At 56.5% G+C, this 13,720-nt stretch carries 15 protein-coding genes; 14 read left to right on the top strand and 1 reads right to left on the bottom strand.

What is annotated here, in order from left to right:
* Nucleotides 1–2: 2 nt before the first annotated feature.
* Nucleotides 3–1,538, bottom strand: a complete 1,536-nt coding sequence (gene dnaA / locus AC07RO_RS13975) for a chromosomal replication initiator protein DnaA (protein ID WP_282365444.1) — start codon at nucleotides 1,536–1,538, stop codon at nucleotides 3–5.
* Between the two features lie 587 nt (nucleotides 1,539–2,125).
* Here dnaA and rpmH point away from each other — a divergent pair.
* From rpmH to AC07RO_RS13905, 14 genes are all read left to right on the top strand, one after another.
* On the top strand, nucleotides 2,126–2,260 hold the full coding sequence (rpmH, locus tag AC07RO_RS13970; protein ID WP_002551315.1) for a 50S ribosomal protein L34: 135 nt from the start codon (nucleotides 2,126–2,128) through the stop codon (nucleotides 2,258–2,260).
* Between the two features lie 16 nt (nucleotides 2,261–2,276).
* Nucleotides 2,277–2,678 carry a ribonuclease P protein component gene (rnpA, locus tag AC07RO_RS13965; protein ID WP_192174390.1) on the top strand — a complete coding sequence of 134 codons (402 nt, stop codon included), beginning with the start codon at nucleotides 2,277–2,279 and terminating at the stop codon, nucleotides 2,676–2,678.
* Nucleotides 2,671–2,916: a membrane protein insertion efficiency factor YidD gene (gene yidD / locus AC07RO_RS13960; RefSeq protein WP_074886126.1), complete on the top strand. Its 246-nt coding sequence runs from the start codon at nucleotides 2,671–2,673 to the stop codon at nucleotides 2,914–2,916. Before rnpA ends, yidD begins: the two co-directional genes overlap by 8 nt.
* Nucleotides 2,917–2,918: 2 nt before the next feature.
* Nucleotides 2,919–4,598 carry a membrane protein insertase YidC gene (gene yidC / locus AC07RO_RS13955; protein ID WP_192174389.1) on the top strand — a complete coding sequence of 560 codons (1,680 nt, stop codon included), beginning with the start codon at nucleotides 2,919–2,921 and terminating at the stop codon, nucleotides 4,596–4,598.
* A 78-nt stretch (nucleotides 4,599–4,676) separates the two neighbouring features.
* Entirely contained in the window at nucleotides 4,677–6,047 is a 1,371-nt protein-coding gene (gene mnmE / locus AC07RO_RS13950) for a tRNA uridine-5-carboxymethylaminomethyl(34) synthesis GTPase MnmE (protein WP_495086299.1), read from the top strand.
* Nucleotides 6,048–6,570: 523 nt separating this feature from the next.
* Entirely contained in the window at nucleotides 6,571–8,469 is a 1,899-nt protein-coding gene (gene mnmG, locus AC07RO_RS13945) for a tRNA uridine-5-carboxymethylaminomethyl(34) synthesis enzyme MnmG (protein WP_495086298.1), read from the top strand.
* Nucleotides 8,470–8,474: 5 nt separating this feature from the next.
* Nucleotides 8,475–9,110, top strand: a complete 636-nt coding sequence (rsmG, locus tag AC07RO_RS13940) for a 16S rRNA (guanine(527)-N(7))-methyltransferase RsmG (protein ID WP_495086343.1) — start codon at nucleotides 8,475–8,477, stop codon at nucleotides 9,108–9,110.
* Between the two features lie 18 nt (nucleotides 9,111–9,128).
* Nucleotides 9,129–9,923 (top strand): ParA family protein, encoded by a 795-nt coding sequence (locus AC07RO_RS13935; RefSeq protein ID WP_192174386.1) that lies wholly within the window; start codon nucleotides 9,129–9,131, stop codon nucleotides 9,921–9,923.
* A gap of 9 nt (nucleotides 9,924–9,932) precedes the next feature.
* Nucleotides 9,933–10,805 (top strand): ParB/RepB/Spo0J family partition protein, encoded by an 873-nt coding sequence (locus tag AC07RO_RS13930; RefSeq protein WP_282365441.1) that lies wholly within the window; start codon nucleotides 9,933–9,935, stop codon nucleotides 10,803–10,805.
* Nucleotides 10,806–10,951: 146 nt separating this feature from the next.
* The gene (locus AC07RO_RS13925) at nucleotides 10,952–11,359 is read left to right on the top strand and encodes a F0F1 ATP synthase subunit I (RefSeq protein WP_172610187.1); all 408 of its coding nucleotides are present in this window, start codon (nucleotides 10,952–10,954) and stop codon (nucleotides 11,357–11,359) included.
* Between the two features lie 16 nt (nucleotides 11,360–11,375).
* A complete protein-coding gene (atpB, locus tag AC07RO_RS13920; RefSeq protein WP_074886103.1) occupies nucleotides 11,376–12,245 on the top strand; it encodes a F0F1 ATP synthase subunit A in 870 nt (289 codons plus the stop codon).
* 137 nt (nucleotides 12,246–12,382) lie between these two features.
* On the top strand, nucleotides 12,383–12,640 hold the full coding sequence (gene atpE, locus AC07RO_RS13915; protein ID WP_002555987.1) for a F0F1 ATP synthase subunit C: 258 nt from the start codon (nucleotides 12,383–12,385) through the stop codon (nucleotides 12,638–12,640).
* A 57-nt stretch (nucleotides 12,641–12,697) separates the two neighbouring features.
* The gene (locus AC07RO_RS13910; protein WP_065988056.1) at nucleotides 12,698–13,168 is read left to right on the top strand and encodes a F0F1 ATP synthase subunit B; all 471 of its coding nucleotides are present in this window, start codon (nucleotides 12,698–12,700) and stop codon (nucleotides 13,166–13,168) included.
* A gap of 12 nt (nucleotides 13,169–13,180) precedes the next feature.
* Nucleotides 13,181–13,717 carry a F0F1 ATP synthase subunit delta gene (locus tag AC07RO_RS13905; RefSeq protein ID WP_037016920.1) on the top strand — a complete coding sequence of 179 codons (537 nt, stop codon included), beginning with the start codon at nucleotides 13,181–13,183 and terminating at the stop codon, nucleotides 13,715–13,717.
* Nucleotides 13,718–13,720 lie beyond the last annotated feature (3 nt).

Raw genomic sequence — 13,720 nt, 5'->3', positions numbered from 1 at the left:
CATCACGTTGTCAAAGTCCGCAGCAGGTTCTTGTAGTCCTCGCGGATGTCCGCATCGGATTCTTTCAATTCGTTGATCTTCCGGCACGCATGCAACACGGTTGTGTGGTCGCGGCCGCCAAACACATCGCCGATTTCGGGAAGGCTGTGGTTGGTCAGTTCCTTGGACAATGCCATTGCCACTTGTCGCGGTCGCGCGACAGATCTGGAACGGCGTTTGGACAGCAGGTCGGAGATCTTGATCTTGTAGTACTCAGCAACAGTCCGCTGAATGTTATCCACACTCACCAGCTTGTCCTGCAACGCAAGCAAGTCCTTCAACGACTCCCGGATGAGCTCGATCGTGATGTCCCGGCCCATGAAGTGTGAGTGAGCGATGACGCGCTTCAGCGCACCCTCGAGCTCACGCACATTGGATCGGATGCGCTGCGCGATGAAGAACGCGGCGTCATGAGGGAGGTCGACCTTCGCCTGATCCGCCTTCTTCATCAAAATCGCCACCCGTGTTTCCAGCTCAGGCGGCTCGACCGCGACCGTCAGGCCCCAACCGAACCGAGACTTCAGGCGCTCTTCCAGGCCTTCGATCTCTTTAGGGTAGCGGTCACTCGTAAGAATAACCTGCTGACCCCCTTCGAGAAGGGCGTTAAAGGTGTGGAAAAATTCTTCCTGGGAACGCTCTTTGCGGGCAAAGAATTGAATGTCATCGATCAGCAGTGCATCGACTGAGCGATAGAAGCGCTTGAACTCATTGATTGCATTGAGCTGCAACGCCTTGACCATATCCGCGACAAAACGCTCGGAGTGCAGATACACAACCTTGGCATTCGGATTTTTCTTGAGCAGGTGGTTACCCACAGCGTGCATCAAGTGAGTTTTACCCAAGCCCACGCCGCCATACAGGAAGAGAGGGTTATAGCCATGCTTGGGATTGTCCGCTACCTGCCAGGCGGCCGCCCGGGCCAGTTGGTTGGATTTACCTTCGACAAAGTTTTCGAACGTGAATGTCCTGTTCAGATAGCTGGTGTGCTTCAGCGCGCCTTCAACCTGAACATTACGCTGCTCGGCGCGAGCAGGGGCTTGCTGGGAACTGGCGCCAGCCATTGGATCGAAGCTCGCCCGGGAGGGCTCGTCTTCGACATTCAAAGAGGTCTGAATCATCGGAGCAGGCGTCACGACGGACTGCGGTGCCCGTGAGGCCACCGGCGCTTCGCTGGTGGTTGCCAGCTGAGCGGCCTGAGATGCGGCGGCGGCTGCAGCGAGCGGTGCATTCGGGGCCGCACGTGGCGCCGAGCTACGCTTGCTGCCTATTAATAAGGAAAGCGCCGGTGTGACTCCCTGACCGTGCTCGCCCAGCAGCTCGAGCAATCGACCCAGGTACTTTTCATTTACCCAGTCCAGCACAAATCGGTTGGGCGCATACACGCGCAGTTCGTCACCTTCGGCTTCAACCTGTAACGGACGGATCCAGGTGTTAAATTGCTGGGCAGGCAGCTCATCGCGCAAAAGCTCAACGCATTGCTGCCAAAGTTCCACTGACACAAATATCCCCTAGATTCTGAAGCCGGCGCGGCAAAAACAAGCGGCCATTGTAACCACCCGTAGCGGACTTATCCACATGAAGGTAGGGCACCAAGGCATCAAACCCGACAGAAATCCCTGAAAAAAACGATCGCCGGTGGATAGTTAAGGTCTGTGGATAACCCATCCTCAGCTCGTTGCATAACCCCCGCCTGAAATCTGTGGATAAAGCACCTGTGCATAACTACACATTCTATACACAGGTTGTAGCCAGCTGCCGCACATCCGCAGCACCGCTTGTGGACAGACTTTCTTCGCTCTGTACATCAAGCGCTACGTGGCCTGCAGAACCTTATCCACAGAAATTCTCGCCCTAAGCATTTATAAGCTTTACAAAGAAGCTTTAAATACCTTCCTTCTTTATTTCTATATTATTTACGTTTCAAGAATGCCTCGTCCGATCGCTCGCTGTCGATGGAATGCACTCAGCAAGTAAATGCAAGAAACGTTGGTTGGAAATTGACCTGCGTGCCCGCTTTCTCTAGAATCCCCGGTCTCTTAAAACGGGGGCCATTCCGGCCCGTTGTGGACGAACCAGGTAACACGCCATGAAACGTACTTTCCAACCCAGCACTATCAAGCGCGCTCGCACCCACGGTTTCCGTGCTCGTATGGCCACCAAAAATGGTCGCGCAGTTCTGTCGCGTCGTCGCGCCAAAGGCCGTAAGCGTCTGGCAGTTTGATTAATCGGCACAGGTGGTGAGTCAGGACTTCAGTCGGGAAAAGCGTTTGCTGACACCCCGGCATTTCAAGGCAGTCTTTGACTCCCCCACCGGCAAGGTTCCGGGGAAAAATCTCCTGCTCCTTGTGCGCAACAACGACCTTGATCATCCCCGTCTCGGGCTGGTGATCGGGAAGAAGAGCGTGAAGCTCTCCGTCGAGCGCAACCGTTTGAAACGCCTGATGCGTGAGTCGTTTCGCCTTCACCAGGACAAACTGGTCGGATGGGATATCGTCGTCGTCGCACGCAAAGGCTTGGGTGATATTGAAAACCCCGAATTGATTCAGCATTTCGGCAAGCTCTGGAAACGTCTGGCGCGCAGCCGGCCCGATCCCGAACTTAAAACCGAAACTGCGGGGGTAGACAGTCCTGATGCGTAAACTGGCGCTCGTTCCGATCCAGTTTTACCGCTATGCCATCAGTCCTCTGATGGCCAGTCACTGTCGTTTCTACCCCAGTTGCTCCTGCTACGCGTACGAGGCCATTGAAAATTATGGTCTGGTGCGCGGTGGCTGGCTGACCTTACGTCGCTTAGGTCGGTGTCATCCGTGGAATCCCGGTGGTTATGACCCGGTTCCACCTGCTCCCACCTCCCGTTCCTCTTCGATGGCCGAGTAATCATGGATATTAAACGCACGATCCTGATCGTCGCCCTGGCAATCGTGACCTATGTCGGTGTCCTGAAATGGAACCAGGACTACGGTCAGGCTGCCTTGCCGACTCAGAATGTTGCTGCCAACACCAATACATCCGCTATTCCTGATGCTCCGCAAGGTTCAGCGACTGCCAATGCGGACGTTCCTAGCGCGACCGGCGAAGTGGCTGCGCCGGCGGAAATGCCGGTGGCTACCAGCAAAGATTTGATCCAGGTGAAGACAGACGTCCTCAATCTGGAGATTGATCCGGTAGGCGGCGACGTGGTGCAGCTTCGTTTGCCACTTTATCCACGCCGTCAGGATCACCCCGAGATTCCTTTCCAACTGTTCGATAACGGCGGCGAGCGGATTTTCCTGGCTCAGAGCGGTCTGACTGGCGCGAACGGTCCTGATGCCCGTGCCGCCGGTCGTCCTGTTTATTCGGCTACGCAGAAAAGTTTTCAACTGGCTGACGGTCAGAACGACTTGGTCGTCGACCTGAAATTCAGCGACGGCGGCGTTAACTACATCAAGCGTTTCACGTTCAAACGCGGCCTGTATGACCTGACCGTTTCTTACGTGATTGACAACCAGAGCGCTCAGCCGTGGAACGGTAACCTGTTCGCACAGCTGAAACGCGATGCGAGCGCTGATCCTTCTTCGACGACTGCCACTGGTACCGCAACCTATCTGGGTGCTGCCATGTGGACACCTTCGGAACCCTACAAAAAGGTTTCCATGAAGGACATCGACAAAGGGTCGGTGAAGGATACTGTTCAGGGTGGCTGGGTTGCCTGGTTGCAGCATTACTTCGTGACCGCCTGGATTCCGAACAAGACTGACAGCAACACCGTCACCACCCGTAAGGACAGTGCCGGCAATTACATCATCGGTTTCACAGGCCCGGCATTGACGGTCGCACCTGGCGCGAAAGCCGAGACGACTGCAACGCTTTACGCCGGTCCGAAGAGTCAGGCAGTCCTGAAGGAGTTGTCCCCAGGTCTGGAATTGACAGTGGATTACGGGATTCTGTGGTTCATTGCCCAGCCTATTTTCTGGCTGCTGCAACATATCCACAGCATCGTGGGTAACTGGGGCTGGTCGATCATCTTCCTGACCATGCTGATCAAGGGGCTTTTCTTCCCTCTGTCGGCGGCCAGTTACAAATCCATGGCACGCATGCGTGCTGTCGCTCCGCGCTTGGCCGCGCTGAAAGAACAACATGGCGACGATCGTCAGAAGCTTTCTCAGTCGATGATGGAGCTGTACAAGAAAGAGAAGATCAACCCGTTGGGTGGATGCTTGCCGATCCTTGTACAGATGCCGGTGTTTCTGTCGCTGTACTGGGTACTGCTTGAAAGCGTCGAAATGCGCCAGGCACCCTGGCTGCTGTGGATAACCGACCTGTCGATCAAGGACCCGTTCTTTATCCTGCCGATCATCATGGGCGCTACCATGTTCATCCAGCAGCGTTTGAACCCGACACCTCCGGATCCTATGCAGGCCAAGGTCATGAAGCTGATGCCAATCATCTTCACGTTCTTCTTCCTGTGGTTCCCGGCCGGTCTGGTGCTGTACTGGGTGGTGAACAACACCTTGTCCATCACTCAACAGTGGTACATCACCCGCAGCATCGAAGCGAAAGCCAAGAAAGCTGAAGCCTGATCTACCCTGTTAACAAGTCATTCAAAACGCCCCCTCGTGGGGCGTTTTGCTATCCGTCGGTTGTCCAGGAGTCGGCCCATGAACGTACGTTTTGAAACCATTGCGGCCATTGCAACGGCTCCCGGACGAGGAGGCGTCGGTATCGTCCGCATTTCCGGTCCCCAGGCCGGCAAGTGTGCAGAGGCGATTCTCGGCAAACTGCCACAACCTCGGTACGCGCATTACGGCGCCTTCAAGGGAGAAAACGGCGCAGTTATCGACGAAGGCATTGCTCTCTACTTTTCCGGCCCTAACTCATTCACCGGAGAAGATGTGCTCGAGCTTCAAGGGCATGGCGGGCCCGTGGTTCTGGACATGTTGCTGCAACATTGCGTGCAGTTGGGGTGCCGTCTGGCACGTCCCGGGGAATTCAGTGAGCGCGCATTTCTCAACGACAAGCTCGACCTTGCCCAAGCCGAGGCCATCGCTGACCTTATCGAAGCGAGTTCTGCACAGGCCGCACGTAACGCGTTGAAATCGCTGCAGGGGGCATTTTCCCAGCGAGTGCATGAGCTCACGGAGAAACTGATCAGCCTGCGCATTTATGTCGAAGCAGCAATCGACTTCCCTGAGGAAGAGATCGACTTTCTCGCGGACGGCCATGTTCTGGCTATGCTGGACAACGTTCGCAGTCAGTTATCCACAGTGCTGCGCGAAGCCAACCAAGGCGCTTTGCTCAGAGATGGCATGAATGTAGTCATTGCGGGTAGACCCAATGCTGGCAAATCCAGTCTGCTGAACGCACTTGCAGGCAAAGAGGCGGCGATTGTGACTGAGATCGCGGGCACAACCCGTGATGTCCTGCGCGAACATATCCACATTGATGGCATGCCTCTCCACGTCGTGGACACGGCCGGGTTGCGCGACACCGACGATCAGGTGGAGAAGATAGGCGTACAACGCGCACTTCAGGCGATAGGTCAGGCAGACCGCATCTTGCTGGTGGTGGATGCGACAGCGCCAGAGGCGGGCGATCCCTTCGCGTTGTGGCCAGAGTTCCTTGATCAACGACCTGATCCTGCCCATGTCACCTTGATTCGTAACAAGGTCGACCTGAGTGATGAGCCGGTAGAACTGGTGACCAGCATCGATGGCCACGTGACCATCAGTCTCAGCGCCAAGGCTGGTGGGGATGGCGTGGAGCTTCTGCGCGAGCATCTCAAGGCGTGCATGGGGTATCAGCAAACCGCTGAAGGAAGCTTCAGTGCAAGACGTCGCCACCTCGAGGCGCTGCACAAGGCAAGCGCCTCTCTTGAGCATGGTCGCTCGCAGCTGACCCTGGCGGGCGCCGGTGAGTTGCTTGCCGAAGATTTGCGCCAGGCGCAGCAGTCCTTGGGAGAAATTACCGGCGCATTCAGCTCGGACGATTTGCTGGGACGGATTTTCTCCAGCTTCTGCATCGGCAAATAACGGTCCGCTCTTTCCCCAGGCAGGTCAATCTCTCCGGATCTGCCCCATCTCGATTCATTCTTCTGACTTTTCCAGGCTCCCAATCAATGGCGGGAGGGCGCAATTGCGCCTCAAGTTCCACTCTTCAGCACCTGTGTCCACCGATAAGCCCTGTGCATAACCGCGGTTAAGCTCGGTTGATAAGCAGGCATCTGAGCTGAGGATAATCCGCCCTGTGGACAACCATCGTTTTAATCCACAGGCTCCGGCAGGTTATCCAAGGGGCTCTTTGGCACATGGACACAGCCTTTTGATTCTCTGTACATCAGGAAATAAAAGGCTTTCAGAGCGTTATCCACAGAAATGTGGCTCAGTAGAAATAAACATAAAAACAAAGATCTTATAAATTTCTTTCTTTTTAATTTCTATAACCGCCATTCATCCACAGCTGGTTAGATTTTGCGCAACGGGTTTCTTAAGGGGGGGTAAGTCCCTATACTTGCCGCCATTCCTATTCCCCCAAATAACAGGCACGAGGTGCGTGGTGGATTTCCCTTCCCGTTTTCAAGTGATCGTCATCGGCGGCGGTCATGCCGGTACCGAGGCAGCACTGGCGTCCGCACGTATGGGTGCTACCACCCTGCTGCTTACGCACAACGTGGAAACCCTCGGCCAAATGAGTTGCAACCCGGCCATTGGTGGCATCGGTAAAAGTCATCTGGTCAAAGAGATCGATGCACTGGGCGGTGCGATGGCAACGGCCACTGACAAAAGCGGCATCCAGTTTCGCGTGCTCAACAGCCGTAAAGGCCCAGCAGTCCGGGCGACCCGTGCCCAGGCGGACCGCGTGCTGTACAAGGCAGCGGTCAGAGAAATAATCGAAAACCAGCCGAACCTGTGGATATTCCAGCAGGCATGCGACGACCTGATCGTCGAGCAGGACCAGGTGCGCGGCGTCGTTACCCAGATGGGCCTGCGTTTTCTGGCGGACTCTGTGGTTCTCACCACCGGTACCTTTCTGGGCGGGCTTATCCACATCGGTCTGCAGAACTATTCGGGCGGCCGCGCCGGTGATCCGCCGTCCATTGCGCTTGCACGCAGGCTGCGTGAACTACCGCTGAGAGTGGGCCGCCTGAAAACGGGAACACCTCCGCGCATCGATGGCCGATCTGTGGATTTCTCGGTGATGACTGAACAACCGGGGGATACGCCGATTCCCGTGATGTCGTTCATGGGTTCCAAGGCTCAGCACCCGAGCCAGGTCAGCTGCTGGATTACCCACACCAACGCTCGGACCCACGAAATCATCGCGGCCAATCTTGATCGGTCGCCGATGTACTCCGCTGCCGGGGAAATCGAAGGGGTCGGGCCGCGTTATTGCCCGTCGATTGAAGACAAGATCCATCGTTTTGCCGACAAGGAAAGCCATCAGGTGTTTATCGAACCGGAAGGTTTGACGACCCATGAGCTTTATCCAAACGGTATATCGACCTCGCTGCCGTTTGACGTCCAACTGCAGATCGTTCGGTCTATCCGTGGAATGGAAAACGCCCACATCGTGCGGCCTGGCTATGCCATCGAGTACGACTACTTCGATCCGCGTGACCTGAAGTACAGCCTGGAAACCAAGGTTATCGGTGGGTTGTTTTTCGCAGGACAGATCAACGGCACAACCGGTTACGAAGAGGCCGGTGCCCAAGGTTTACTCGCGGGCGCCAACGCAGCGCTTCGGGCTCAAGGCAAGGACAGCTGGTGTCCGCGTCGCGATGAGGCATACATCGGCGTGTTGGTGGATGACCTGATTACGCTGGGCACCCAGGAGCCGTACCGGATGTTCACCTCGCGTGCCGAGTACCGCTTGATTTTGCGGGAAGACAATGCGGACTTGCGTTTGACCGAACGAGGTCGGGCGCTCGGCTTGGTCGACGATGCCCGCTGGGCGGTGTTCTGTGCCAAGCGTGAAGGCATCGAGTTGGAAGAACAGCGTCTGAAATCCACCTGGATTCGTCCGGGTACCGAGCAGGGCGACGCAGTCTCGGCTCACTTTGGTACCCCGTTGACCCACGAATACAATCTGCTGAATCTGCTGAGCCGTCCCGAAGTGGACTACACCAGTCTGGTTGCGCTGACCGGTAACGGCTCGCCTGACCCGCAGGTCGCTGAACAAGTCGAAATCAAGACCAAGTACGCCGGTTACATCGACCGTCAGCAAGACGAGATCACTCGTCTGCGGGCCAGCGAAAACACCCGGCTCCCTGCGGATATCGATTACACCGGGATTTCCGGTCTGTCCAAGGAAATCCAGAGCAAGCTGGGGGTAACTCGTCCGGAGACGCTGGGCCAGGCCTCGAGGATTCCCGGCGTCACGCCAGCGGCGATTTCTCTGCTGATGATTCATTTGAAAAAACGCGGCGCGGGCCGTCAGTTGGAGCAAAGCGCTTGAGTTCGATGGTTACCCCGCAGCATGCAGAAGAACTGACCCTTGGCGCTCGAGAGCTAGGCGTCGAGTTGAGCGAGAGCCAACACCGTCAGTTGCTGGCGTATCTGGCTTTGCTGATCAAGTGGAACAAGGCCTACAACCTGACTGCCGTTCGTGATCCGGATGAGATGGTGTCTCGCCATCTGCTGGACAGCTTGAGCGTGGTGCGTTTTATCGAGGGTGAGCGTCAGCTGGATGTCGGCAGCGGCGGCGGGATGCCCGGCATTCCGCTGGCCATCCTGTTTCCGGAGATGAAAGTCACGGTGCTGGACAGCAACGGCAAGAAGACCCGGTTTCTGACACAGGTCAAACTCGAGCTTGCGCTCACCAACCTCGAAGTTATCCACAGCCGTGCCGAAGCATTCCAGCCCGCGCTGCCGTTCAACGGCATCATCTCCCGCGCCTTCAGCAGTTTGGAAGACTTTACCCAGTGGACTCGGCACATGGGTGACGGCGAAACACGCTGGTTGGCAATGAAGGGTCTGCATCCAGTGGATGAACTGGTAGCATTGCCCGCAGATTTTCATCTGGAAAGCGCGCAAGCCTTGGCCGTACCCGGTTGCCAAGGTCAACGGCATCTGCTGATACTGCGCCGCACGGCATGACAGGGAACACACGCAAGAATGGCTAAGGTATTCGCGATAGCGAACCAAAAAGGGGGTGTGGGTAAAACCACAACCTGCATCAACCTCGCGGCTTCGCTGGTGGCAACCAAGCGTCGGGTGCTGTTGATCGATCTCGATCCGCAAGGCAATGCCACCATGGGCAGTGGTGTGGATAAGCACGGGCTTGAGCATTCGGTTTACGACTTGCTGATCGGCGAGTGCGACCTGAATCAGGCCATGCACTTTTCTGAGCACGGCGGTTATCAGCTGCTACCGGCAAACCGCGATCTGACCGCTGCCGAGGTGGTCCTGCTGGAAATGCAGATGAAGGAATCGCGTCTGCGAGCAGCACTGGCACCCATCCGCGAGAACTACGATTACATTCTCATCGACTGCCCTCCATCTTTGTCGATGCTGACGCTCAACGCGCTGGTCGCGGCCGACGGCGTGATTATCCCCATGCAGTGCGAATACTTTGCGCTCGAAGGTTTGAGCGACCTTGTGGATAACATCAAGCGCATCGGTGAACTGCTCAATCCTCAACTTAAGATCGAAGGCTTGCTGCGGACCATGTACGACCCGCGGCTTAGCCTGATCAACGATGTTTCGGCGCAGCTCAAAGAACATTTTGGCGAGCAGCTGTACGACACCGTTATTCCGCGCAATATTCGTCTGGCCGAGGCGCCTAGCTTCGGTATGCCGGCATTGGCGTACGACAAGACTTCTCGCGGCGCGCTGGCTTACCTGGCGCTTGCGGGCGAAATGGTCCGTCGCCAACGTCGCGGCAGTCGCACCGCGGCTCAGCCCACTTAAGGAAATTCCATGGCCGTCAAGAAACGTGGACTCGGACGTGGGCTGGACGCACTGCTGAGCAGCCCCACCGTCACCGCACTGGAAGAACAGGCGGTGAAGGCGAGTGAGCGCGAGCTTCAACACATTCCGCTGGACCTGATTCAACGAGGTAAATACCAGCCGCGTCGTGATATGGATCCCCAGGCGCTGGAAGAACTGGCTAACTCGATCAAGGCGCAAGGGGTTATGCAGCCGATCGTGGTCCGCCCGATTGCCGACAACCGCTTCGAGATCATCGCCGGTGAACGCCGGTGGCGCGCCAGCCAGCAGGCCGGGATCGAGTCGATTCCTGCCATGGTGCGTGATGTGCCCGATGAAGCGGCCATCGCGATGGCGTTGATTGAGAACATCCAGCGCGAAGACCTGAATCCGATCGAGGAGGCGATTGCCCTGCAGCGTCTGCAGCAGGAATTTCAGCTGACCCAGCAGCAAGTTGCCGAGGCGGTGGGCAAGTCCCGAGTCAGCGTCGCCAATTTGCTGCGACTGATCGCATTGCCGGAAGTGATCAAGACCATGCTCTCCCATGGAGATCTGGAAATGGGCCATGCCCGTGCGTTGTTGGGACTGCCCGAAGATCAGCAGGTTGAAGGGGCGCGACATGTTGTCGCACGCGGTTTGACCGTGCGCCAGACTGAAGCACTGGTTCGCCAGTGGCTGAGCGGCAAACAGGAGGCTGCGGAACCTGTGAAGGCCGATCCTGATATCACTCGCCTGGAGCAGCGCCTGGCCGAGCGGCTGGGCTCCGCGGTGCAAATCCGCCATGGACAGAAGGGCAAAGGTCAGTTGGTCATCCGTTATAACTCGCTGGATGAGCTGCAGGGTGTGCTCGCTCACATTCGCTGAAACAAATCATGCGTAGCGCGTAGTCGGAAATCACTACCTGGCAGTTGAATAGGGGCTGAACCGCCCCTATACTCTGCGCGCATTTTGTCGGCACAATTTATGCCAAGTTGTTGATTTTGGCGGCCGGCTCACGAGGAGCCCATGTGATGGAGACACGCACGCCAAACCGCCTGCCATTCCATCGCCTGGCTGTTTTCCCGATCTTGCTGGCTCAGTTGATTGTCCTCTTGGGGGCAGCGCTGGCGCTTTGGCAGTGGCACGGCGTTGTAGCCGGGTATTCGGGGCTTTGCGGTGGCCTGATAGCCTGGCTGCCGAATGTGTATTTTGCTCATAAGGCATTCCGGTACTCCGGGGCCAGGGCAGCGCAGGCTATCGTTCGGTCGTTCTACGCCGGCGAGGCAGGCAAGTTGATTTTTACGGCAGTGCTCTTTGCACTGACGTTTGCAGGAGTAAAGCCGCTGGCTCCGCTGGCGGTTTTTGGCGTTTTCATACTGACCCAACTGGTCAGTTGGTTTGCGCCCCTGCTACTGAGAACAAGACTTTCGAGACCTTAGGGCGTTTGAGGCAACCATGGCAGAGCAAACAGCTTCGGGCTATATCCAGCACCACTTGCAGAACTTGACCTTTGGTCATTTGCCTGACGGCAGTTGGGGCTTCGCGCATTCCGCAGCGGAAGCAAAAGAAATGGGCTTTTGGGCTTTCCACGTCGATACCCTCGGCTGGTCGGTCGCACTGGGTCTGATCTTCGTCCTCATCTTCCGCATGGCCGCAAAAAAGGCGACTTCCGGTCAGCCGGGCGCGTTGCAGAACTTCGTTGAAGTGCTCGTAGAGTTCGTCGACGGCAGCGTCCGGGACAGCTTCCATGGCCGTAGCGCCGTGATCGCTCCTCTGGCATTGACCATCTTCGCCTGGGTGTTCCTCATGAACGCCGTCGACTTGATTCCCGTCGACTGGATCCCGCAATTGGCGATCATGATCACCGGTGATCACCACATTCCTTTCCGCGCCGTATCGACCACCGATCCGAACGCGACGCTGGGTATGGCACTGTCCGTGTTTGCCCTGATCATTTTCTACAGTATCAAAATCAAGGGTATCGGCGGCTTCATCGGCGAATTGACCCTGCACCCGTTCGGCAGCAAGAACATTTTCGTTCAGGCGCTGTTGATTCCGGTGAACTTCCTGCTTGAATTCGTGACTCTGGTGGCCAAGCCGATCTCCCTGGCACTGCGACTGTTCGGCAACATGTACGCGGGTGAACTGGTGTTCATTCTGATCGCGGTCATGTTCGGCAGCGGCCTGCTGTGGCTTAGCGGTCTGGGCGTGGTCCTGCAATGGGCGTGGGCTGTGTTCCACATCCTGATCATCACCCTGCAAGCGTTCATCTTCATGATGCTGACCATCGTCTATCTGTCGATGGCTCACGAAGATAACCATTGAGACCCGCCTGGCGAGTCTGATGATCCCCTCGCTTAGGTGAGGGGGTGCCCGCGAGGGCTTGATGTAAGAAACGATTTTGCTTTACCGCTTTAATCTAAGAAAACCTAACCAATACGACGTAAAAGTCGGGAGGAAAGATGGAAACTGTAGTTGGTCTAACTGCTATCGCTGTTGCACTGCTGATCGGCCTGGGCGCACTGGGTACTGCAATCGGTTTCGGCCTGCTGGGCGGTAAGTTCCTGGAAGGCGCTGCGCGTCAACCGGAAATGGTTCCAATGCTGCAAGTTAAAATGTTCATCGTGGCTGGTCTGCTCGACGCCGTGACCATGATCGGTGTTGGTATCGCTCTGTTCTTCACTTTTGCGAACCCCTTCGTTGGTCAACTCGCTGGCTGATCACTCGAATTTTCGAGTTGATTGGTGTGATGGACAACGAACGAGCGAGGTGTTGGCGTGAACATTAATGCAACCCTGATTGGCCAGTCCGTTGCGTTCTTCATTTTTGTGCTGTTCTGCATGAAGTTCGTGTGGCCTCCGGTCATCGCGGCTTTGCACGAACGTCAGAAGAAGATTGCGGATGGACTGGACGCTGCTACACGAGCAGCTCGCGACCTGGAGCTGGCCCAAGACAAAGTGGGTCAGCAACTGCGCGAAGCTAAGGCTCAGGCAGCTGAGATCATTGAGCAAGCCAAGAAACGCGGTACCCAGATTGTCGACGAAGCCCGTGAACAGGCTCGCGTTGAAGCTGACCGCATCAAGGCTCAGGCTCAGGCCGAGATCGAACAGGAACTGAACGGCGTCAAAGACGCGCTGCGCGCCCAATTGGGTAGCCTGGCAGTCAACGGCGCAGAGAAGATCCTGGGTGCCACAATCGATCAAAACGCGCACGCGGAGCTGGTAAACAAACTGGCTGCTGAAATTTAAGCGAGGGCGATCATGGCAGAACTGACCACGTTGGCCCGACCTTACGCTAAGGCAGCCTTCGAGCATGCACAGGCGCACCAGCAACTGGCCAATTGGTCAGCCATGCTCGGCCTGGCTGCTGCAGTGTCGCAAGACGACACGATGCAGCGCATGCTCAAGGCCCCGCGACTGACGAGCGCAGACAAGGCCGCCACTTTTATTGAAGTGTGCGGCGACAAGTTCGATGCCAAGGCACAGAATTTCATTCACGTCGTTGCTGAAAACGACCGTCTCCAGCTTCTGCCGGAGATCTCCGAACTGTTCGAGCTTTACAAGGCCGAGCAGGAAAAATCGGTAGATGTGGATGTGACCAGTGCTTTTGCATTGAACCAAGAACAGCAAGACAAACTCGCCAAGGTTCTCAGTGCACGGCTCGGCCGGGAAGTGCGCCTGCACGCTGCGGAGGATGCCGCCCTGATAGGTGGTGTCATCATCCGCGCCGGCGACCTGGTTATCGATGGCTCAGTTCGCGGCAAACTCGCGCAACTAGCCGAAGCATTGAAATCTTGAGTT

The sequence above is a fragment of the Pseudomonas sp. GW821-FHT07F05 genome (assembly GCF_059418765.1).
Note: the sequence above shows the minus strand (reverse complement) of the source record. Positions and strands in the feature narration are given on the sequence as shown.

Bases quoted from the DNA above. Each gene is read 5' to 3' on its own strand.
- AC07RO_RS13905 (WP_037016920.1), top strand. From the start codon at position 13,181: ATGGCAGAACTGACCACGTTGGCCCGACCTTACGCTAAGGCAGCCTTC.
- AC07RO_RS13930 (WP_282365441.1), top strand. From the start codon at position 9,933: ATGGCCGTCAAGAAACGTGGACTCGGACGTGGGCTGGACGCACTGCTG.
- yidD (WP_074886126.1), top strand. From the start codon at position 2,671: ATGCGTAAACTGGCGCTCGTTCCGATCCAGTTTTACCGCTATGCCATC.
- rpmH (WP_002551315.1), top strand. From the start codon at position 2,126: ATGAAACGTACTTTCCAACCCAGCACTATCAAGCGCGCTCGCACCCAC.
- AC07RO_RS13925 (WP_172610187.1), top strand. From the start codon at position 10,952: ATGGAGACACGCACGCCAAACCGCCTGCCATTCCATCGCCTGGCTGTT.
- yidC (WP_192174389.1), top strand. From the start codon at position 2,919: ATGGATATTAAACGCACGATCCTGATCGTCGCCCTGGCAATCGTGACC.
- atpB (WP_074886103.1), top strand. From the start codon at position 11,376: ATGGCAGAGCAAACAGCTTCGGGCTATATCCAGCACCACTTGCAGAAC.
- rsmG (WP_495086343.1), top strand. From the start codon at position 8,475: ATGGTTACCCCGCAGCATGCAGAAGAACTGACCCTTGGCGCTCGAGAG.
- AC07RO_RS13935 (WP_192174386.1), top strand. From the start codon at position 9,129: ATGGCTAAGGTATTCGCGATAGCGAACCAAAAAGGGGGTGTGGGTAAA.
- mnmE (WP_495086299.1), top strand. From the start codon at position 4,677: ATGAACGTACGTTTTGAAACCATTGCGGCCATTGCAACGGCTCCCGGA.
- atpE (WP_002555987.1), top strand. From the start codon at position 12,383: ATGGAAACTGTAGTTGGTCTAACTGCTATCGCTGTTGCACTGCTGATC.